This window comes from Streptomyces sp. NBC_01775 (assembly GCF_035917675.1).
Lineage (GTDB): Bacteria > Actinomycetota > Actinomycetes > Streptomycetales > Streptomycetaceae > Streptomyces.
Window position 1 is genome coordinate 1,973,747 of sequence record NZ_CP109104.1, and the last position, 20,633, is coordinate 1,994,379.

General features: G+C 71.8%; 18 protein-coding genes and 1 pseudogene. 8 read left to right on the top strand and 11 right to left on the bottom strand.

Annotation, left to right across the window (positions count from 1 at the left end):
- Positions 1 to 397 precede the first annotated feature (397 nt).
- Positions 398 to 1,309 carry an SDR family oxidoreductase gene (locus tag OHB04_RS08865; protein ID WP_326687114.1) on the bottom strand — a complete coding sequence of 304 codons (912 nt, stop codon included), beginning with the start codon at positions 1,307 to 1,309 and terminating at the stop codon, positions 398 to 400.
- Positions 1,310 to 1,434: 125 nt separating this feature from the next.
- Here OHB04_RS08865 and OHB04_RS08870 point away from each other — a divergent pair, with 125 nt between their 5' ends.
- Together OHB04_RS08870 and OHB04_RS08875 are read left to right on the top strand one after the other, a co-directional pair.
- Complete coding sequence (locus OHB04_RS08870; protein WP_326807233.1) at positions 1,435 to 2,025, top strand: TetR family transcriptional regulator; 591 nt, start codon at positions 1,435 to 1,437, stop codon at positions 2,023 to 2,025.
- A gap of 274 nt (positions 2,026 to 2,299) precedes the next feature.
- A complete protein-coding gene (locus tag OHB04_RS08875) occupies positions 2,300 to 3,061 on the top strand; it encodes a peptidoglycan recognition protein family protein (RefSeq protein WP_326807234.1) in 762 nt (253 codons plus the stop codon).
- A gap of 90 nt (positions 3,062 to 3,151) precedes the next feature.
- Here the strand turns inward: OHB04_RS08875 and OHB04_RS08880 are convergent, their stop codons facing one another.
- The 3 genes from OHB04_RS08880 to OHB04_RS08890 all read right to left on the bottom strand — a co-directional run bounded on the left by OHB04_RS08880 (position 3,152) and on the right by OHB04_RS08890 (position 5,470).
- Positions 3,152 to 3,625: a hypothetical protein gene (locus OHB04_RS08880; RefSeq protein ID WP_326807235.1), complete on the bottom strand. Its 474-nt coding sequence runs from the start codon at positions 3,623 to 3,625 to the stop codon at positions 3,152 to 3,154.
- A 273-nt stretch (positions 3,626 to 3,898) separates the two neighbouring features.
- Positions 3,899 to 4,453, bottom strand: a complete 555-nt coding sequence (locus OHB04_RS08885) for a COG4315 family predicted lipoprotein (protein ID WP_326807236.1) — start codon at positions 4,451 to 4,453, stop codon at positions 3,899 to 3,901.
- A gap of 204 nt (positions 4,454 to 4,657) precedes the next feature.
- Positions 4,658 to 5,470 (bottom strand): SDR family NAD(P)-dependent oxidoreductase, encoded by an 813-nt coding sequence (locus OHB04_RS08890; protein WP_326807237.1) that lies wholly within the window; start codon positions 5,468 to 5,470, stop codon positions 4,658 to 4,660.
- 87 nt (positions 5,471 to 5,557) lie between these two features.
- Here OHB04_RS08890 and OHB04_RS08895 point away from each other — a divergent pair.
- A pseudogene (locus OHB04_RS08895) lies at positions 5,558 to 6,277 on the top strand (helix-turn-helix transcriptional regulator); the annotation flags it as partial.
- A gap of 640 nt (positions 6,278 to 6,917) precedes the next feature.
- Here the strand turns inward: OHB04_RS08895 and OHB04_RS08900 are convergent.
- Positions 6,918 to 7,697, bottom strand: coding sequence for a methyltransferase domain-containing protein (locus tag OHB04_RS08900; protein WP_326687121.1), 780 nt, complete (start codon positions 7,695 to 7,697; stop codon positions 6,918 to 6,920).
- A 151-nt stretch (positions 7,698 to 7,848) separates the two neighbouring features.
- On the opposite strand from OHB04_RS08900, the gene OHB04_RS08905 reads away from it, so the two are divergent.
- Positions 7,849 to 8,817, top strand: a complete 969-nt coding sequence (locus OHB04_RS08905) for a DUF6891 domain-containing protein (protein WP_326807238.1) — start codon at positions 7,849 to 7,851, stop codon at positions 8,815 to 8,817.
- Between the two features lie 76 nt (positions 8,818 to 8,893).
- Here the strand turns inward: OHB04_RS08905 and OHB04_RS08910 are convergent, their stop codons facing one another.
- Complete coding sequence (locus tag OHB04_RS08910) at positions 8,894 to 9,769, bottom strand: SDR family oxidoreductase (protein WP_326807239.1); 876 nt, start codon at positions 9,767 to 9,769, stop codon at positions 8,894 to 8,896.
- 238 nt (positions 9,770 to 10,007) lie between these two features.
- Here OHB04_RS08910 and OHB04_RS08915 point away from each other — a divergent pair, with 238 nt between their 5' ends.
- Positions 10,008 to 10,607, top strand: a complete 600-nt coding sequence (locus OHB04_RS08915) for a DsbA family protein (protein ID WP_326687124.1) — start codon at positions 10,008 to 10,010, stop codon at positions 10,605 to 10,607.
- 32 nt (positions 10,608 to 10,639) lie between these two features.
- Positions 10,640 to 10,963, top strand: a complete 324-nt coding sequence (locus tag OHB04_RS08920; RefSeq protein ID WP_326807240.1) for a GNAT family N-acetyltransferase — start codon at positions 10,640 to 10,642, stop codon at positions 10,961 to 10,963.
- 36 nt (positions 10,964 to 10,999) lie between these two features.
- On the opposite strand, the gene OHB04_RS08925 is transcribed toward OHB04_RS08920, so the two are convergent.
- The 4 genes from OHB04_RS08925 to OHB04_RS08940 are packed head-to-tail and all read right to left on the bottom strand — an operon-like array spanning position 11,000 to position 15,658.
- Positions 11,000 to 12,019, bottom strand: a complete 1,020-nt coding sequence (locus OHB04_RS08925; RefSeq protein WP_326687126.1) for a TIGR03842 family LLM class F420-dependent oxidoreductase — start codon at positions 12,017 to 12,019, stop codon at positions 11,000 to 11,002.
- A 41-nt stretch (positions 12,020 to 12,060) separates the two neighbouring features.
- The gene (gene hydA / locus OHB04_RS08930; RefSeq protein ID WP_326687127.1) at positions 12,061 to 13,461 is read right to left on the bottom strand and encodes a dihydropyrimidinase; all 1,401 of its coding nucleotides are present in this window, start codon (positions 13,459 to 13,461) and stop codon (positions 12,061 to 12,063) included.
- Positions 13,458 to 14,819 (bottom strand): aspartate aminotransferase family protein, encoded by a 1,362-nt coding sequence (locus OHB04_RS08935; protein ID WP_326687128.1) that lies wholly within the window; start codon positions 14,817 to 14,819, stop codon positions 13,458 to 13,460. Before OHB04_RS08935 ends, hydA begins: the two co-directional genes overlap by 4 nt.
- Positions 14,816 to 15,658 (bottom strand): nitrilase-related carbon-nitrogen hydrolase, encoded by an 843-nt coding sequence (locus OHB04_RS08940; RefSeq protein WP_326687129.1) that lies wholly within the window; start codon positions 15,656 to 15,658, stop codon positions 14,816 to 14,818. Before OHB04_RS08940 ends, OHB04_RS08935 begins: the two co-directional genes overlap by 4 nt.
- 505 nt (positions 15,659 to 16,163) lie before the next feature.
- On the opposite strand from OHB04_RS08940, the gene OHB04_RS08945 reads away from it, so the two are divergent.
- Positions 16,164 to 17,789, top strand: a complete 1,626-nt coding sequence (locus tag OHB04_RS08945; protein WP_326807241.1) for a CocE/NonD family hydrolase — start codon at positions 16,164 to 16,166, stop codon at positions 17,787 to 17,789.
- A gap of 178 nt (positions 17,790 to 17,967) precedes the next feature.
- Positions 17,968 to 18,342: an AQJ64_40280 family protein gene (locus OHB04_RS08950; protein ID WP_326687131.1), complete on the top strand. Its 375-nt coding sequence runs from the start codon at positions 17,968 to 17,970 to the stop codon at positions 18,340 to 18,342.
- A gap of 41 nt (positions 18,343 to 18,383) precedes the next feature.
- On the opposite strand, the gene OHB04_RS08955 is transcribed toward OHB04_RS08950, so the two are convergent.
- Positions 18,384 to 20,609, bottom strand: a complete 2,226-nt coding sequence (locus OHB04_RS08955; RefSeq protein WP_326807242.1) for a serine/threonine-protein kinase — start codon at positions 20,607 to 20,609, stop codon at positions 18,384 to 18,386.
- Between the last annotated feature and the right edge of the window lie 24 nt (positions 20,610 to 20,633).

Here is a 20,633-nt window from a genome sequence, read left to right on the forward strand (position 1 = left end):
TCTCCGCCGTATGCCCCAGTGCCCCTCCCGGCAAGCTTCGCCCGGTCACGGCACTAGTGCCGTGACCGGCAATGTTTGCCCGTCAAGGAGCGTCGTCGTGGGGGCACCGCCCGCCCGCCCGCGCGAGCGGAGCCGAGCGTGGGGGAGCGTGCGATCGCAAGGCGGCCGGAAGCCCTTGATCGGGGTCTCCCCCGCTCTGGGGGCACCTCCCGGCCGAAGGCCGGGGGAGAAGCTGAGAGCTTGGGGAAGGAGCTACCAGGGCTTTTGGCCAACGCCGCTGGGGGCACCCCCTGCTCGGAGAGCTCGGGGGAGTGCGTGCCGGACGACGCGACGGGGCAAAGCTTGCCGGGAGGGGCACTATCTGGAGCAGCGTCTTGTCGGCGTCGGTGCGAGGTGTTCAGGAGACCGGTGCGGCGAAGTAGTCGCCGTGCTCCAGGTCGTCGAGCAGTGTCGGGTGGATGGGCGACCAGCCGAGCAGCTCCTGCGTGTAAGAGCTGGAGACGGGCGCGTCGAAGCCGTAGACCGTGGCCATGAACGGGCTTGCGAAGTGCGCGGCAGCCTCGTCCGGGGCCAGCGAGACCGCGGGCAGACCGAGGCCTTGAGCGATCGTCTCCGCGACGCTCTTCAGGGTGACGCCGCTTTCGGCCACTCCGTGCAGCACGCTGCCTGCGGGAGCCTTCTCCAACGCCAGGCGGAACAGCATCGCGGCGTCGAGCCGATGCACCGCAGGCCATCGGTTGCCGCCTTCGCCGACGTAGGCCGACACGCCGGTCCTTCGTGCGGTGGCGACGAGCATGCCGATGAAGCCGTAGTCCCCGGGGCCGTGGACGGTAGGAGCGAGCCGGACCAGGCTCGCGCGTACTCCCTGGGCGGCGAAGCCCAGGCAGGCACGCTCGCCCGGGATCCGGAAGCCGGCGATCCCGGCCGGGTCGGGCTCGTCCTTCTCGGTGCTCTCCCGGTCGGCGGGCATGACCAGCGTGCCGGAGGTGCTGACGAACGGCTTGCCCGAGCGCTCCAACGCCTGGCCGAGCGTCTCGATCGCGGTCCGGTCGCGCCTCATCATGTCGTCCGGGTCGGCGAAGTCGCCGCCGAAGGCCATGTGCAGGACGCCGTCGGCGGCTTCGGCGCCGCTCCGCAGACTGTCGAGGTCGTCCAGGGAGCCGCGGTGCGGTGTGGCGCCCAGCGACTCCAGCCGGGCGGCGGCGGCGTCCGAGCGCGCCAGACCGGTGACGGTGTGACCGGCCGCGACGAGCTCAGCGACGACGGTGGGGCCGGTCAGGCCGGAACCACCGGTAACGAAGACATGCATGAATACTCTCCCACTTGACGCCAGTTGCCGGCGCCATCTGTAGCGCCAGTCACTGACTCTACAGGTAATGCCAGTCACTGGCGCAACGTGGCGTCGGTGACTGAAACCTGCGATAGCCTCGGGGGGTGCCACGGAGCGGAGCAGAAGCGCGTCGCCGCCTTCAGCAGGCGGCCCTGGACCTGTATCGGGAACAGGGGTTCGACCAGACCACCACGGCGGAGATCGCCGGACGGGCCGGTGTCAACGAGCGCACGTTCTTCCGGCACTTCCCCGACAAGCGCGAGGTGCTCTTCGACGGCGAAGCCGCCCTACGCGCCGCGCTGACGCAGGCGGTGGCCGAAGCGCCCGATGGTCTGCAACCGCTCGAAATACTGCTCTGCGCCTTCCGCGAAGCCGGGCGGATCCTTGAGGAGAACCGCCCGTTCTCCGAACCACGGCTGGAAGTCATCGCCAAGACTCCAGCGCTCCGCGAACGCGAGTTGGCCAAGGCCGCGTCGCTCACCGAAGCGGTGGCGGAGGCGCTGCGGCAGCGCGATGTCGCCGACCGGCTGGCCGACCTGGCCGCTCGGACCGGCTGGGCCGCCTTTCACCAAGCGGCCCAAGCCTGGATCGAAGACCCCTCACAGAGCTTGGCCGCGCATCTCTCCCGAGCCTTCGACGATCTGCGCGCCCTCTCCGCGACCGCCCTGCTGACGAAGGCGGACGCCGAAGGCTGATACGGCATCACCCGCCGTCACCGATCGGCACGACTGGGCCGCGTACCGCCGTCGGGAAAGACCTGGCAGCGCCCGACGCGGGCCGAAGCCACGTCACTCCCGCCGAGCCGGCCCGCGCCGGAGAGCTCCTTCCGGGCTCGTGACTCCGCCCGGTGCGCAGCCAGGTTCCCCGTGGAGGTGAAATGCCAGGTCAGGACATGGGAACCAAGTGAACCCTCACTCGAACGGTCGCGTTCGTGTGCGACTCGCGAAGGAGGATCGCACGCTTGAGCCCATGAGAGCTGGCAAAGCGGCGCTCGCGGTCGCGACCATCACGCCACTGACACTGCTGATGCTCGGCACCGTCTCCATCCAAGAGACAGCGCCGGCAGTGGCACGGGCCGACGCCCCGGAACGCCGAGCCGCTCCCCGCCCGCACATCGTCTCCCGGCCCGAATGGGGCGCCGACGACGAGGCGGTGCGCGAGCGGCGGCCCCCGTACGCCCACGGGGTGCGCGCCGTCTTCATCCACCACACCAATCACCCCAACGAGTACGACTGCGACAACGTCCCCGGCATGTTGCGAGCACTACAGGCCGACCACATTCAGCGTGGGTGGGACGACGTCGGCTACAACTTCATCGTCGATCGCTGCGGCACCATCTACGAGGGCCGACGCGGCGCGATGGGGCACGCGGTCAAGGGGGCCCACACCAAGGGCTTCAACACCCACAGCCTCGGCATAGCGGCGCTCGGTACCTTCGACGAAGGCGTGAAAGTGCCCAAAGCGATGTTGAAGTCGATCGCCGCGGTGACCGCGTGGAAACTCCGCCCCGGTATCAATCCGCGGGGCCGCACGAAAATGACCTCGACGAGCGACGAGAGCCGCTATCCGCGGGGCGACAAGGCGAAGTTCAACGTCATATCCGGCCACCGCGACGCCTACGACACCGACTGCCCCGGCAAGGCTCTGTACAAGAAACTCCCGCTACTGAGGAAAATGGTCGCCAACGCGGTGCGACACCACAGCCACGGGAAGGCCGGCAAGCACATCTGACCCGGACGGCGGTGCCAACGCGGCGGCGGCCGGCAAAGCCGGCCGCCGCCGCGTTCCGCTTGCCCGACGGGCCGCGTTACGCGAGCGTCCTCAGACGTGCTCCATCCCTCTCTCCGCACCGCTTCGCCCCCTGCCCCGGACCCACACGAGCAGGATGAGCGCCGTCAGGGCGGAGACGGCCTGGGCGACCGCGATGACGTTCTTGTCGGTGAACCACAGGGGCTCGTACATATCGGGGAACGGCCCGAGCACCCCGATGTCGAAGTAGCGGTAGATCAGCAGCAAAGCCAGTCCGCCCAGAGAGACGGCCAGCGCGAACGTATCGGCCGGCCTGCTGCGCCACACCAGGACGAGGAGGGCGGCCAGGGCGGCCAGCGCGGCCTCCAGGCGGAACAGCGTGCCCTGGCTGATCGATTCGGTCACCACGTCGTACTGGTCGGCGAGACGTGCGTGGACCTGCGCGTTCACCGCGAGACCTGCCGCGGTCACGATGCGCAGCACGGCCTGCACCGGGGTGATTCTTCCGGTGCAGGGGAGGGGCCGAAGAGGCGGGTGAGATCGCATGGGGCACTCCACGGGGGGAATCGGCCGATGTCCGGGACCCCGCGCCGTCGGCCGCCCGCCGACGGAGGAGACGGACAGCGAAGAGGTGGACAGCGCAGGAGGCACGGACAGCCGCGACGGGCAGGGGTGGGCGCGGGCCGAGCCGGGCGGGACGGGGTGGGGCGGCGTGGGCCGGGGCCCACGCCCCGGCCCACGCCCGGTGAGGGCCCGACCGGTGGGCGATCCACTCGATGAGCGGGTCCACCCGGTGGCCGGGTCCACCCGGTGAGCGGGTCAGTATCCGCCGTTGCCCTTGCTCTTGCTCGGTGAGGACTTGCCCTTGTGCGAACGCTTGTGGAGGACCGCCTTCCCGTGCGGGTCCACCACGTACCACTTGCCGCCGAACTGGTCGAGGCCCTCGCCGTTGATCTGTCCGGCCTTCTTGTCCTCATGGAAGCGGTAGAGCGGGTGGCCGTGATAGGTGACCTGCTTCTGCCCCTTGTCCCGGCTCGACGTCGACACCAGGGACTTCATGGCGCCCTTCTTGGCCTTGGGCTTGTCCGCCGTCATGGGCGGCCATTCCTTCGCGCAACTGCCCAGGCAGGTCGACTTCTTGGACGTGTCCTTCTTGAAGAGGTAGAGCGTCCTGCCCTTTCCGTCCACCAGTATCTTTCCGTACTTCGTCTTCTTGACCTTCACCGTCTTCGCCGCGGACGAGGCCTTCTTCTCCGGTATCGTCGTCACCCTCGTGCCCGTGGGGGCTTCGGTGGCGAACGAGGAACCGGCCGTGATCCCGGTGAACACGACGGCGGTGACCAGCGGGACCGCAGTCCTGATGAATTTACCCATGAGACTTCCCCTCGATCGGCCGCTCGGCGCGGCCAGACATGGTGTGGCGCTGCACGCTCCACGGGACTATGTGTTCGAGTCCGAGGCGATCCGGCTATGGCATTCGGGTGACTTCCGCCGTTCGAGGAGTGCCCCTGTGTGTTCGGTCCAGGTGTCGGGGCGGGCCGGGGCCACTTCCCGCGGTGGCGCGCCGTTCTCCCCGGCTCAGGCTCGGGCGCCGCCGTCGACGCGCAGGACCGTGCCGGTCACGTAGGAGGAGCGGTCGCTCAGCAGCCAGGCGGCGGCCTGTGCGATTTCTTCGGGGTCGGCCGCGCGGCCGAGCGGGGTGCGCGCCTTGAGGCGCTTGACGAGTCCGGGCGACTCCGCTTCCCAGGTACGGATCATCTCGGTCGCCGTGTGGCCGGGCGCGATGGCGTTGACGCGGATGCCTTCGGGGCCGTAGGTGATGGCAGCCGACTCGGTGAGGCTGTTGACCGCGCGCTTCATCGCACCGTAGACGGGCAGCTCGGGGTTGCCCCTCAGACTGCCGACGCTGGAGTTGTTGACGATGGCGCCCGTCCCGGCGGTGGTCCGGATGGCGGCGACCTCGGCGGCCATGGCCAGCCACGGTCCCTTGAGGTTCACGGCGTAGACGTGGTCGAAGTCGGCCTCCCGCACCTGGTCCATCGGGCCGGGCGGCACGAACGTCGCGCCGTTGTTGAAGGCGACGTCGAGGCGGCCGTACAGGTCCGTGGCGCGGTCGACGGCGGCGCGCACACTGGCCGCGTCGGCCAGATCGCACACCACGTGGTCGGCGATGCCGCCCGCCGCCCGGACCTCCTGGGTCACCGCCTTCAACTGCGCCTGCGTCCGGGCCGCGAGCAGGACCCGGGCGCCCTCCCGCGCGAACAGCCGCGCCGCGGCGGCGCCGATACCGCGACCGGCACCGGTGATGAAGGCGATCTTGCCGGCCAGCAGGCCCGGCGCCGCGGGGGCTGCGGGGGTGGTGGATGTGTCGGTGGTCGGTGTGTTGTCCATGGCGGCGAGCCTGCACCCGTCCGCAGGGCCGATCCAGGCACTGGCGGTGCCTGGATCGACCCTGCGGCACCCGCGCACACTGGGGATGTGGACAGACGAGAAGTGGCGGCCTTCCTGCGCAGCCGGCGCGAGCGGATCGCCCCCGCCGACGTGGGGCTGCCCGCCGGGCCCCGGCGCCGCACCCCGGGGCTGCGCCGCGAGGAGGTGGCGCAGCTGGCGTTCATCTCGACGGAGTACTACACGCGGCTGGAGCAGGCCCGCGGCCCACGGCCGTCCCGCGAGGTGCTGGCCGGGCTGGCGCGGGCCCTGCGCCTGCCGGACGCCGAGCGCGACCACCTCCATCACCTGGCGGGCGCACCGCCCGGCCCCCGCCCCGGGCCCTCGCGCGAGGTACGGCAGAGCATCCTCGACCTGCTGCACCGGCTGCCGCAGGCCGCCGCCACGGTGACGTCCGCGACGTTCGAGGTGCTTGCCTGGAACGATCTCGCGGCGGCCCTCATGGAGGACTTCTCCGCCCTGCCGCCGCGCGACCGCAACTTTGTGCGCCGTGTCTTCCTCGGGCCTTACCCCCAAGGGCGGCGGCTGTACGGGGTGTCGGACGCGGACGCTTTCGCCCGCGTCTCGACCCAGCGCCTGCGCGCCGCCGCCGCCCGCTACCCCGAGCTGACCGAGATGGTGGGCGAACTCCTCGCCGGGAGTGAGGAGTTCGCGCGCCTGTGGGCGTCGCACGACGTGGCGGCGGAGCCCACTTTGCGCAAGACCTTCCAGCACCCGCTGGTCGGCCCGGTCACCGTCAACTGCGACGTCGGAGCACTCGCAGCACACGTTCGCTCATGTGCGCGATCTGCCGGGCTCGTTGGAGAGCCTCGGCGTGGATCCCGTCGGCCTCGACATGGTCGCCTTCACCCATCTCCATGGCGACCACACCGGCTGGGCCCGGCCCGACGCGGCCGACGACGGCCACGGGCTGTTCCCGAAGGCCCGTTGGATGGTCGGGGAAGGCGAGCTGACAGCGGCCGGCCTGACCCTCGCCGGCGGGAGCACACGGACCACGGCCGTGGCGGACGGCACCGAGATCGCCGAGGGCATCCGCGCCTGGCCCCTCCCCGGTCACACCCCCGGGCACACGGCCTGGGTACTCGGCCCGGGGACGGCCGGGAGGTCGTGGCCTTCGGTGACGCCATGCACTCCCCCGTCCAGACCCAGCACCCGGACTGGGACGTGGTGCTCGACGGTCACCGCGACGAGGCCGAACGCTCGCGGCGCCTGCTCGTGGAGCACCTGGCCCGGGAGGGGGTCTACGGCTTCGGGGTCCACTTCGCCGATCAGCAGCTGGGCACCGTCGACGGCGCGGGCCGCTGGCGCCCCTGGGCGGACGAGACCGACGCGGCGTCCTGAGCACGGCGCCGGCAGGGGGCGTTGGCCGTGGGCGCGGCCGTGGGCGCGGTCACGATTTCGTTCCCACCGCGAGGTAGAGCACGGCCGTGGACTTGATCGGAATCATGCGCACTTCCTCGCGGCGCCGGAGGAGGTAGCGCATTCCGTCGCGGAAGTGCGGGCGCAGGCCGAGCAGTTCGAGTTCCACGCCGTGTGTCCGCGCGGCCCGGGTGAGCCGTTCGCGGTTGACGAAGAGGCGGTGGTCGTGGGTGCCGCGCGGTGGCCTGCCGGGAAGAGGGAGGTTCTCGGCCAGCGTGATGCCGGCCAGCCGGGCCAGCCTGGTGTCGGCGATGGTGTCGAGGATCAGCGTGCCGCCGGGGCGCAGGACCCGGCACAGCTCCCGGACCACCGCGTAGGGGTCTGCCACATGTTCGAGGCACTGTCCCGCGGTGACCACGTCGACCGACTCGTCCGCCACCGGGAGTCTCGTGATGTCGGCCTGCGCGACCGCGTCGAAGCCGTGCCGGCGGGCCTCGCGGAGGCCCATGACCGACAGGTCCATGCCGAGTACGCGGTACCCCTTGCCGGCCAGGTGCGGGCCGAACAGTCCGCCGCCGCAGGCGACGTCCAGCAAGGTCGCGTGCGCGTTCCCGGGGGCCGGGACGAACCCGGCGCGGGCCCGCGCGATCCAGCCCAGGGGTGCGAGGGATCCGCGCGGGTCCCACCACTGGTCGGCGAGAGCGTCGTAATCGGCGATGAAATCACTGCGGAGCTTCGACATGACCACCATCCGGCGCGTACGGAAGCCAAGCCTGGCCTGAAGTGCCTGACCCGCCGGATCGAGGATCAAGGATCAAGCCTGCTTGAGCTGCGGAACTACTTGCTCCGCGAACAACGCCAGGGAGGTCCGCGCGGTTTCGGGTGCGTTCCCGAGAAGTGGAACCGGGCGCCGGCACCCCGGCCGGCCTTGTTGTCACAGAGGGCGGCGCCATACTTCCGGCATGCTGCTTCCTCTCACCGTGACCACGGAATCCGGGCCCGAACGACAGGGCGTGAGCGCCGAGGAGCTGGCCGCGCTGCTGGCCGGACTCGGCGGCCAGGGCGACCACTTCGTCTCCGCCCGGCACACATCTCCCCCAGCCGCGTCCGGCGGCTGGCTGCGCGTGCTGCGGGCCGGCAGCGGCCCCTTCGAGCTGGAGCGGGAAGAGGCCCCCGGCGACGGCGACGGCGACGGTGCCGTGGCCGGGGGCCCGGGTGAGCGGCGCACCGCGCGGGTGGAGACGGCTCGGGAGGCCGCCGCGCTGTTCTCCTCCTGGGCGGCGGGCGAGGACGGCTGGGACGCGGGCATACGCTGGCAGCCCGTCGACCACGCCACCCCTCAGTTGTCTCCCCATGTGCGGGAGGAGGCCGAGGAGTTGGCGCGCGAGCTGGTGCACGCCGGGTTCGACGGCCGCACCCGGATCGCCGCGGACCTGCTGACCGTGCTCGGCGAGGGCCGCTCCGAGCCGCGTGGCCCCTCGGCGGCGGAGGCGCGCGGCATCACCGACCAGGTGTGGGACGCCCGGCTCGCCGAGCAGCGCGAGTGGCCGGAGACCACCGAGGCGGACAGGGTGGAGCGGGCCTTCGAGGCGATGGCCGGTGCGGGAGTCACCGCCCGTATGCACTTCCAGTGCTGTATGCCCTGCGCGGTCGGCGCCGTCGAGGACGAACGGGCAGAGGGCGAGGACGGCTTCGCGTTCTTCCACGTCCAGGACACGGACGCGGCGGTGGAAGGCCGTGGCCTCTTCATCAGCTTCGGCTCCTACGACGGCGACCCGGCACGGGAAGCGCTCATAGCCGACCGTGTCACCGAGGCGCTGCGGCACGAAGGGCTCCCCGTCCACACCGTCGGCGACCCCGAGGGCATCATCCACCTCCACCCGCTGCGGTGGCGCAAGCGGCTGCCGACGGAGGCGCCCGCCGGCCGCTGACCGTACCCCTCGCCGGGCGGGCCTCCCCCCGTGTGAGGCGCGCCCGTCCCGCGCCCTGCCGTCAGCCCCCGTTCGATCAGCGCCCGTGCGGTCGGCGGAAGTCCTCCGCGTGGTCCGCCACCCAGTCGCGGTAGGTGCGCCCGGGGCGGCCCGCCAGGGCTTCGAAGCCGGGGGCCACCGTCTCGGGTTCGGCTTCCATCCGGGCGTGGGCGTCGAGGATGCCGGTGGCGTAGTGGGGCGGGAGGCCGGTGGCGACCAGCTCGGCGTGGGCCTCGTCGCGGGGCAGCTCCTCGGCCTTCAGGGGCCGCCCGAGGACCTCGCCGATGATGCGCACCTGTTCGGCCTGGGTGAGCACTTCGGGCCCGCTCATCGTGGGTGCGGTGCCGACGAGTTCGTCGGTGAGGAGGGCGCGGACGGCGACGGCCGCGATGTCGGCCTCGTGGATGAGGGAGCGCCCGGCGCGCGGGGAGGCCATCCGCACGACCTCGCCCGCGCGGACCTGCGGGGCCCATCCCAGGGTGTTGGCCGCGAAGCCGCCGGGCCGCAGCAGGGTCCACTCGGCGCCGGAGCCCCGCACGAGCCGTTCCAGGGTGGTGTGGTTGCCGATGATGCCGGGCTCGGGCTCGGTGGTGTCGGTGCCGGTCAGGCCCTCGGGCACACCCCACGCGGAGAGGTAGACGACGCGGCGCGCGTGCTCCGCCAGCGTGGCGACGGCGGCGCGGGCCGCCCCGGTGCCTTCGAGGGGCCACATCAGAAAGACGGACCCGACGCCGTCGAGCGCGGCCCGCAGACTCGCGGTGTCGCCCAGATCCCCGGCGACGGCCTCCACTCCCCCGGGCAGCCGGGCCTTGGCGGGGTCGCGGACGAGGGCCCGTACGGGGGCGCCCGCCTCGGCGAGCTGCGCCGCCACCTGTCCGCCGACGTTGCCTGTCGCTCCAGTCACCAGAATCACGGCCGTCACCCTTTTCCGTTCGAATGCGTTTCATGTGCGGGTCTCGTATGCCGTCACGTGCGTCCGCTGTGCGCGTCCGCGTGCGTTCTTCGGCGTGCGGATCCACTCTGCGAGTTGAAGTGAGGTTCAAGTCAACCGCCGCGCCCCGGTCGGCCCCACGCTCCGGCGCCGGACGGCCCCGCACTCCAATGGCCGCTCCCCGTTGCCCACCACCGCCCGCGCGCGCAGGCTGGACGGCATGATCCCGGCGAACACGACAGGCACGGGCGGCACGACGGTGGTCTACGGGGCCGACCCGGAGGGACCGTCGCCGGGGCCTCCCGTCCTCGACGTCTACGCCGACCTGCGCTGTCCGTACTGCAAGCGCATGGAGAACGCGCTCGGCGCCACGATGCGGCAGCTCGCGGACGACGGGGACGTGGTGCTGCACTACCACTTCGCGACGTTCCTGGACGAGACACTCGGCGGCCACGGCTCGCACCGCGCGCTCAACGCGCTCGGCGCCGCCGCCAACAGGGGACAGCGCCAGTTCATGGCCTACCTGCGCACCCTCTACCGCAACCAGCCGCACGAGCACAACGACGGCTTCGCCGAGCCGCGCACGCTGATGGGCCTGGCCAACGATGTGGAGGGGCTGCGCGACCCGGCGTTCGAGGCCCAGGTGCTGGAGTCGGCGTTCCACGAGTGGGTGGAGCGGGTCGGCCGCGCGTTCTACGAGAGCGGGGTCGCGGCGACGCCGACAGTGCTGTTCGAGGACCGTCCGGTCGCTGTCCTCGACGGTAGGGGCCACGCTGTACATCCCGAGGAGTTCACCGCGCAGATCCACGCGACCGCATGAGTTCGACCAGTCCGAGTCAGGGAGCAGCAGGCATGGGCGAGACCAAGGACGAGGCCCGGGACCAGCGTGTCGAGATCACCGACAACCCCGCCGAGGGCCGCTACGAGGCCCGCATCGACGGGGCCCTGGCCGGGGTCGCGCAGTATCTCCGCGCCCCGGGAGTGGTGGCGCTGACCCACACCGAGGTGGAGCCGGACTACGAGGGCAGGGGCGTGGGCGGGGCGCTCTCCCGTGCGGTGCTGGAGTCGGCACGGGAGGCGGGCGACAAGGTCGCGCCGGTCTGCCCCTTCTTCGCGGGCTGGGTGCGCAAGCACCCGGACTACCAGTCGCTGATCTTCGAAAAGAACGAGAGCTGAGGGCGGCGTCCCGTACCCGCCGCCCCCGTACTCCCGTCAGGCCGGCGCGCCCAGAGCCGGGATCACCCCTGACCCGTAGGCGTCGATGGCCCGCTCCTTCGCGTCGTGCATCGCGTACAGCGCGAACTGGTCGACGCCCAGCTCCGCCAGCTCCCGCAGCCGCGCGACGTGGGCCTGTTCGGGGCCGATGAGGCAGAAGCGGTCGATGATGTCGTCGGGCACGAAGGCCGTGTCGGGGTTGCCGGCGCGGCCGTGGTGGGCGTAGTCGTAGCCGTCGCGCTCCTTGATGTAGGAGGTGAGCGCGGCGGGCACCGCGTCGGAGTGCTCGCCGTAGCGGGCGACGAGGTCGGCGACGTGGTTGCCGACCATGCCGCCGAACCAGCGGCACTGCTCGCGCGCGTGCGCGAGCGCCTCCGGCGTGTCCTCGCACACGTACGCGGGCGCGGCCACACAGATGGTGACCGAGGCCGGGTCCCGGCCCGCCTGGGCCGCCGCCGCGCGGACGGCGGCCGTCATCCACGCGGTCAGCACCGGGTCGGCGAGTTGGAGTATGAAGCCGTCCGCCTCACGCCCGGCCAGGGCCAGCGCCTTGGGGCCGTAGGCGGCCATCCATACGGGCAGCTTGCCGTCGCGTACCCACGGCAGCCGCAGCGGGGTGCCGTCCACGACGGCCTCGCGGCCCTCGGCCAGGTCGCGGATGGCGGTGATGGCCTGGCCGAGCCGGTGGAGGGTGACGGGCGGGCGCCCGGCGACCCGCATCGCCGAGTCGCCGCGCCCGATGCCGCACACGGTGCGGTTGCCGTACATCTCGTTGAGGGTGGCGAAGGTGGAGGCGGTGACCTCCCAGGCGCGGGTGCCGGGGTTGGTCACCATCGTGCCGACGGTCATCTGGGTGGTGTGGGCGAGGATGCGGCTGTGGAGGACGTACGGCTCCTGCCACAGCACGGGCGAGTCGAAGGTCCAGCCGTAGCGGAAGCCGTTGCGTTCGGCGCGGCGCATGAGGCCGACGGTGGCGGAGCCGGGCGGGTCGGTCTGGAGAACGAGTCCGAAGTCCATGACTAGGCCCTTCAGTTCAGGCTGCGTTAGTTCAAGCCGCGTCAATTCAAAAGCTGGCAGATGCCGCGCGGGACGTACTGACCGTGACCGGCGTGGCCGGTGTATTCGCGCCGGTCGATGACGGTCTCGCCGCGCGAGAAGACGGTCTCGACGCGGCCGGTGAGCCGTTTGCCCTCGTAGGCGGAGTAGTCGACGTTCATGTGGTGGGTGGCGGCGGAGAGGGTCTGTTCGGCGTGGGGGTCGTAGATGACGACGTCGGCGTCGGCCCCGGGCGCCAGCGTGCCCTTCTTCGGGTAGAGGCCGAACATCCGCGCGGGGGTGGCGCAGGCCAGCTCGATCCAGCGGCGGCGGGTGAGGTGGCCGTCGACGACGGCCTGGTGGAGCAGGTCCATACGGTGTTCGACGCCGGGCATCCCGTTGGGGATCTTGGAGAAGTCGCCGACGCCGAGGTCCTTCTGGCCGGTGAAGCAGAAGGGGCAGTGGTCGGTGGAGACGACCTGGAGGTCGTCGGTGCGCAGCGCCCGCCACAGCGCGGCCTGGTGCTCGGCGGGCCGCAGCGGGGTGCTGCACACGTACTTGGCGCCGCCGAAGTCGGGCTCGGCCAGGTTGTCGGTGCTCAGGTACAGGTACTGCGGACAGGTCTCACCGAAGACGGGCAGGTCCATCCCGCGTGCCGTGGCGAGCTGTTCGACCGCTTCGCGCGCGGAGACGTGGACGACGTACAGCGGCGATCCCGCGACGCGGGCGAGCTGGATGGCGCGGTGGGTGGCCTCGGCCTCCAGCAGCGCCTTGCGGACCTCGCCGTGGTGGCGGGGGTCGGTGCGCCCGGCGGCGAGGGCCTGTTCGACCAGGACGTCGATGGCGATGCCGTTCTCGGCGTGCATCATCGTCAGTCCGCCGTTGGCGGCGGTGCGCTGCATGGCGCGCAGGATCTGGCCGTCGTCGCTGTAGAAGACGCCGGGGTAGGCCATGAACATCTTGAAGGAGGTCACGCCCTCCTCGACCAGGCCGTCCATCTCCTTGAGCGTGCTCTCGTTCACGTCGGAGAGGATCATGTGGAAGCCGTAGTCGACACAGCAGCGTCCGTCGGCCTTGGCGTGCCAGGTGTCGAGGCCCTCGCGCAGGGCGTGGCCCTTGGTCTGGACGGCGAAGTCGACGATGGTCGTGGTGCCGCCCCAGGCGGCGGCGCGGGTGCCGGTCTCGAAGTCGTCGCTGGAGAAGGTCCCGCCGAACGGGAAGTCCATGTGGGTGTGTCCGTCGACGCCGCCCGGGATGACGTACTTGCCGGTGGCGTCCAGGGTGCGGTCCGCGCTGAGCGCCTCGGCGGCCGAGGTGTGCTGGGCGGCTACGGCGGCGACGCGTCCGCCCTCGATGAGCAGGTCGGCGTGGACTTCGTCGGCGGCGGTGACGACCAGGCCGCCTTTGATGAGGGTCGATGTCATGGTGTGGCCTTCCCTGACAGCTCGTTCTCGGCGGTGTGCAGGGCCTCTTCGAGGACCGCGGCGCCCGCTTCCGCCTCGGCGGCGGTGAGGCTGAGCGGGGGCGCGATGCGCAGGACGCTGTTGGTGGAGTGCCCGCCGCCCTTTCCGATGAGCAGGCCGCCCTCGCGGGCCGTCTCCTGGACGATGGACGCCGCCTCCGGGGAGGGGGCGCCGGTGCCGGGGAGCACCAGCTCGACGCCGATCATCAGGCCGCGCCCGCGTACCTCGCGGACGACGCCGAGCCCGTCGCTCGCGGCGCGCAGCCGCTCGGTCAGCAGTGCTCCGACCCGGCGGGCGTTGCCCTGGAGGTCGTGCTCCAGCAGGTGGGAGAGGTTGGCGTTGGCGGCTGCCATGGTGACGGGGCTGCCGCCGAAGGTGGAGATGGAGTTGGCGTCAAGGCAGTTCATGACCTCGGCGCGGGCGACGACGCCGCCGATGGACATGCCGTTGCCGATGCCCTTGGCGAAGGTGAGGATGTCGGGCGGGCCTGCCGCGTCGTGGGCCTGCCAGCCCCAGAAGTGGTCGCCGGTCCTGCCCCAGCCGGTCTGCACCTCGTCGCTGATCCACAGGATGCCGTGCTGCTGGAGGACTTCGCGGAAGGCGGCGTAGAGCCCGTCGGGCGGCGCCGTGAAGCCGCCGACGCCCTGGACGGGTTCGGCGATCAGCGCGGCCACGTCGCCCCGGGTCTGGCCGAGCATGTCCTCCAGGTCGGCGACGCAGGCGGTGATGAACTCCGCGTCGTCCAGGTGTGCGTAGGGGCCCCGGGTGCGGACGCCGCCGTGGACGTAGAGGGTCTGGAGGGGGGACAGCGAGGTCGGGGACCAGGAGCGGTTGCCGGTGATGCCGACGGCGGAGAAGGAGCGGCCGTGGTAGCTGTTGCGCATCGCCAGGATCTGGTGGGAGCGGCGGTAGGCGGTGGCCAGCAGCAGGGCCGTGTCGTTGGCTTCGGTGCCGGAGGTGGTGAAGAAGACCCGCGCGTCGGGGATGCCGGACAGGGCCGCGACGCGCTCGGCCAGCTCCACCATGGGGCGGTTGAGGTAGAGGGTGGAGGTGTGCAGGATGCGTTCGGCCTGCTCGGAGACGGCCTTGGTGACCTCGGGCAGCGCGTGCGCGGTCATGGTGGTGAGGATGCCGCCGAAGAAGTCGAGGTAGCGGCGGCCCTCGGCGTCCCAGACGTGCCGTCCCTCGCCGTGGGTGATCTCCAAGGGCTGCTGGTAGTAGAGCGCGAGCCAGTCGGGGAGCACGGCCCGGTGGCGGGTGTGCAGTTCGCGCTGGACGTCGGAGCGGGGATCGGTGTGCGGGCCTTGCGGGAGACTCACGGCTGTACCAGCCCTCCGTAGGCGTCCGGCCGTCGGTCCCGGTAGAAGGCCCACTGCTGCCGGACTTCGTCGATCATGCCCAGGTCGAGGTCCCGGACGACCAGCTCCTCCTCCTTGTCGCTCGCGACCTCCCCTACGAACTGCCCACGCGGGTCGGCGAAATAGCTCGTTCCGTAGAAGTCGTTGTCCCCGTACTCCTCGGTGCCGACGCGGTTGATGGCGGCGACGAAATACGCGTTGGCGACGGCGGCGGCCGGCTGTTCGAGCTGCCACAGGTGGGCGGACAGGCCGCGCGAGGTAGCCGACGGGTTGTAGACGAGCTGGGCGCCGGCCAGGCCGAGGGCGCGCCAGCCCTCGGGGAAGTGCCGGTCGTAGCAGATGTAGACCCCGACCTTGCCGACGGCGGTGTCGAAGACGGGCCAGCCGAGGTTGCCCGGGCGGAAGTAGAACTTCTCCCAGAAGCCCTTGACCTGCGGGATGTGGTGCTTGCGGTAGGTGCCGAGCACGGTGCCGTCGGCGTCGATGACGGCGGCGGTGTTGTAGTAGAAGCCCGAGCCGTCGGTCTCGAAGACCGGGGAGACGATGACCATGCCGGTCTCCCGCGCCAGCTCGCGCATCCGCTGGGTGGTGGGCCCGTCGGGGACGGGTTCGGCCCAGCGGTAGTGCTCGGGGTCCTGTACCTGGCAGAAGTAGGGGGCGTTGAAGACCTCCTGGAAACCGATGATCTTCGCGCCCCGGCGGGCGGCCTCGCGGGCGTGCGCCTCGTGCTTGGCGATCATCGACTCGGTGTCGCCCGTCCAGGTCGCCTGCACCAGCGCGGCACGTACAACGTCGGGCATGAGCGGCTCCTTTGTGAGGGGTGAAGCCTTGTCCTGCGCGGGATAGAACGTCGTTCGACACGCGTAGATATACGCGAGGATGCGACCGTAGGTCGCCTTTGAACCCCCTGACAAGAACCCCGACGCGATGCCGTACCCGGCGGATGAGCCGAACGCCCTGGTACGGGCGGGCGGGCGAGCGCCCGGCCGCTCCCGATTCCCCACCGAAAGAGCTCGCGCACCGAACGAGCCGACGGGGCCGTCCGACGCCGGCGGCTTCCCCGGCACCCCCAACACCTTCCCGGCCCCTCGCACCTTTACCCGTCCGTAACCTACCGACGGGTTACCGCCGGTAGCCCAAGCTGCTTACTCTCCAGTCACTTTGAGTGGTCTTCCGGTCCCGGGCCCTGCCGAACACGGTGGTCCGGACGTCAGCGATGCCGACGGCGCCCGCCGGGCCGCGCGAAGCGACGTCCGGCCCGCGCACGGCCGGGCGCGGCCATGGCCCCGACTTATGGAGCAGCAGATGCGCCACTCCCCCGCCTCCACCGCCGCCGCGCTCCTCGCGGGCGCGCTCACCGCGACCGCTTTGACCTGCGCGCCGGCGGCGAGCGCGCGACCCGTTCCGGCTGACGCCAACGCGGGCGCCACCGGCAACGCCACCGCCACCACGTCCGCCGCCGCGTCCGCGTCCGGGATCGACTTCGTCGACATCGAGGGCGACGGCGGCACCGTCCTCAAGGCGAACGTCGTACTGCCCGAGGGGGCCTCGCGGGACTCGGCGCGCGACTACCCCCTCATCGTGCTGCCCACCAGCTGGGCCACCCCGCAGATCGAGTACCTCGCGCAGGCGAAGAAGCTCGCCGACTCCGGCTATGTCGTGGTCGGTTACAACTCGCGCGGCTTCTGGCAGTCCGGCGGCGAGATCGAGACCGGCGGCCCCGAGGACATCGCCGACGCCTCCCGCGTCATCGACTGGGCGCTCGCGCACACCCCCGCCGACAAGGACCGGATCGGCATGGGCGGCGTCTCCTACGGCGCCGGCATCAGCCTGCTGGCGGCGGCGCACGACAAGCGGATCAAGGCCGTCACGGCGCTCAGCGGCTGGGCGGACCTGATCGCCTCCATCTACAGCGGGCGCACCCAGCACCTCCAGTCCGCGGGCCTGCTCGGCGGCGCGGGCGAGCTGACCGGGCGGCCGAGCCGCGAACTGCGCCAGATCCTCGAGGACTTCCTCGGCTCCAACCTGGACAAGGAGGACGAGATGATCGCGTGGGGCAAGAAGCGCTCCCCCGCGACCTACCTCGACAAGCTCAACGCCAACGGCGCGGCCATCATGCTCGGCAACGCCTGGGGCGACTCGATCTTCCCGCCCAACCAGTACGCCGACTTCTACGAGAAGCTGCGCGGCCCCAAGCGCCTGGAGTTCCGCCCCGGCGACCACGCCACGGCCGAGGGCCTGGGCCTGCTCGGGCTGCCCAACGACACCTGGTCGCACGCCCACCGCTGGTTCGACCGCTACCTCAAGGGCGAGCACAACGGCATCGACACCGAGCAGCCGGTGCGGCTCAAGTCCCGTTCCACCGGGGAGTACGAGGGCTACGCGAGCTGGGACAAGGTCTCCTCCGGGAAGCGCACGCTCCCGCTGTCCGACGAGGAGTCGCTGACCACGGGCCGCGACTCGGGTGCCAACGGCGGCACGGTCCTCCTCTCGGGCATCCTCGACCAGTTCCTCAAGCTGCCGCCCACCGTCTCCGTCCCGCTGCTGCCGCGCTCACGCGCCGCGGTGTGGGAGTCGGGGCGCGACGACGCGACGACGCGGGTGCGCGGCACTACGCGGCTGCACACCACCGTGACCAGCACGAAGGAGAGCGGCACCTTCTACGCGTACCTCTACGACGTGGGGCCGCTGGGCACGGGCAAGCTGGTGTCGCACGCGCCGTACACCTTTCACGACCGCACCCCGGGAAAGCCGTTCGCCGTGGACCTCGACCTGTTCTCCACGGCGTACGACGTCCCCGAGGGCCACCGGCTCGCCCTCGTCATCGACACCGTCGACCCCCTCTACGCCGAACACAACCCGGACGACGCCCGACTGACCTTCTCCTCCCCGGCCGACGACCCCTCGGCGGTGACAGTGCCCACCCGCTGAACGCTCCCCGGGGCTTCGCGGGTTGCTGTTCGAATCACCTGATGGTTGATCGACGCGCGTGGTTGACTGGCACACGCCGGGCGTGCCTCGTGCGGGCTCAGCCTTCAGCGACGCAAGCCAGGGACCTGGGGCGGCGGGAGTGGCCCCGCCCGACGGAGGACCGGAGCCGGGAGCGGACATGGACACGGCCGTGGAGTGGGTGGATGTACGCGAGAGGGTGCCGAGGGACGGCATACCCGTGGCGGCGGCGACCGCGGGCCGCTACCCGCCCGACAGCGAGGCCGAGCCCCCTCATGCAGAGGGAGAGGCCTTCTGGCTGGTGATGCCGATGTACTTCACCACCCATCACATCGATGAGGACGGGGCCCACCACCACAACGTCTTCGTCGACTCCGACCGTGTCATCCGCCCGCCCTACGGCGGCCCGGACGACGAATCCGTCACCCACTGGGCAGAGCTCCCCACCCTGCCGGGCCAGAGCGTGCACCACATGCTGGGGGAGGAAGCGGAGACCGCCGCCAGGGACGCCCTGGGGCTGGACCAACGGCGTTGAGGTGACGGCAGGGAACCCTCGCCGCCGGATCGGCGGTGTCCCTAGGGCCGGACGAAGGTGAGGGCTGTGTCGGAGGTGTCCTGGGGGCTGTTCAGACGGAGCTTGTCACCGGCCAGGAGGGTGACGGCGAGAGTCTTGCCCGCGGGCTCGCACGGACCCGCCGCCTCCCCGCCGGACCCGGCCGGGCCGTAGACGAGCGCTTCACCGTCCGCGGCGCCCAACTGCATCGTCGCCTCGCACCCGGGGTCGTCCTTGCCCGTCATCTTCAAGGTGGCCGTGCCGACCCGGCCCTGGCCGAAGTCGAGAGTGAGGCCGCCGCCCTCCCCGGATTCGGCCTCCCACTTGCCCAGCAAACGGCGGGGGACGGGCCGTGCGGTGTCCGTGACGCGGCGCAGCGTGGCGGACAGGGAGCTGGCGGGGTAGGTCCAGCCGAGGGTGCCGTCGGGCTTCAGCGTGAGCGTCTGCTCGCCGTACGGGGTACAGGGCTTGGACGCGGGGTGGCTCTCGGTGATCTCGCTGGTGATCCTCATCCCCGACCCGAACGAGACGAGGGTGGCCTCGCCCTCGCACATCGCGTCGTCGCGCAGGTTGAAGGTCTTGGCGACGACCTCGCCCTTCTCCCCCTGACGGATCTCGAAGCGGCGGGTGATCGTCGAGCCGTCGGCGTCCTGGACGCTGCCCTGCCAGGCACCCACATAGCCCTGGGGCAGGGCACCGCCCGGCGGCGGGCTGGTGCGGTCGGCGCCGGAGGGCTTGCTGGGCACGGGGCCGCCCGCGTCGGGCGTCTTGTGCGCCTGTGGGCTGCTCCTGTTGCCGCTGTCCTCACCGGAGGAGTCGTACACGCGCAGCGCGACGAAGGTGCCGGCGCCCGAGACCAGCGCCAGCACCACGCCGAGCGCCCCCAGCAGGACCCCGCGCCGGTGCGAACGCTCGGTCTGCGCCTGGGTGTAGGCGGGGTACGGGGTCTGCTCGGGCCAGCCGGGCGGGACGGCGGGGACGGGGGCAGCGGCGGGGGCGTTCGTGGGGGTGGGTACGTACGTGGGCGTGGGTGCGGGCTGTGCGGAGCCGGTGACGGTGGCCAAGCCGTGCAGCCCCGGATCCTCGGCCGATCCCCCGCCCTGGGCGTCGGGGTCGTCGGCGGCGGCGCCGTCTTCGCCTCCGGCGTCCGGTTCGGCTTTCGGCTGCCCCGCCTCTCCGTCACCGGCAGGGGCCTGCGCGGCCGGGCCCGGCGCTTCCGGGGCCGGGGACCCGGGGGTGTGCGCCCCGGGTGGGGCGTCCGGCTGCGGCGGGATCGCGGGGGCCTCGGCGGCGCGGTCGGCCGCCGCCTGCGCGCCGGGGACCTCGGCGTCCAGGAGGCGGGCAGCGTGGCGGCCGAGGTGGGCGACGAGGCTCGCGGGGAGCCAGGGCTCGACGGAGTCGGCCGCCGTGGCCGAGGGGCCGGGGGCGTCCTCGGGGTCGGCCGTACGCTCCACGAGCGCCGCCACCGTGGGACGCTCGTCGGCACCCTTGGCGAGACAGTCGGCGACCAGGGACCGCAGCCCCTCCGGCACCCCCTCCAGGTCGGGCTCCACGTGGGTGATGCGGTACATCAGCGCGTGCCCCGCGCTGCCCGCGCTCCCGAAGGGCGTACGGCCGGTCGCGGCGAAGGCCAGCACCGAGCCGAGGGAGAAGATGTCGCTGGCCGCGCTCAGGTGGTCGCCGCGCACCTGCTCGGGCGACATGAAGCCGGGGGAGCCGATGACGTCGCCGGTGCGCGTCAGATTGCCGTCGGCGACCGTCTCCAGCGCCCGTGCGATACCGAAGTCGATGACGCGGGGTCCGTCGATGGTGACCAGGATGTTCGAGGGCTTCACATCGCGGTGGATCAGCCCGGCCTCGTGGATGGCGCGCAGGGCGAGGCCGAGACGGTTGGCGAGGATGCGCAAGGTGCGCTCCGGGAGCGTGGCGCGGCGTCCGGCGACGGCCTCGTGCAGCGAGATGCCCGCGATGTAGCCGGTGGCCACCCAGGGCTGGGCGGCGTCCGGGTCCGCGTCCAGGACGGGCGCCGTCCACTCGCCGCCGACGCGGCGTGCCGCGCTGATCTCCTGCTCGAAGCGGCGGCGGAACTCCACGTGTTCGGCCAGCTCACGCCGTACGAGCTTGACCGCGACGGTGCGTCCGCGCGGCGACTGGGCGAGGTACACACAGCCCATCCCGCCCTCGCCCAGCCGTCCCAACAAGCGGTACTCACCGATGCGTTCAGGGTCTTCCGCGCGCAGCGACCTCATGCCCACTCCCCCGACTCCTGGGCT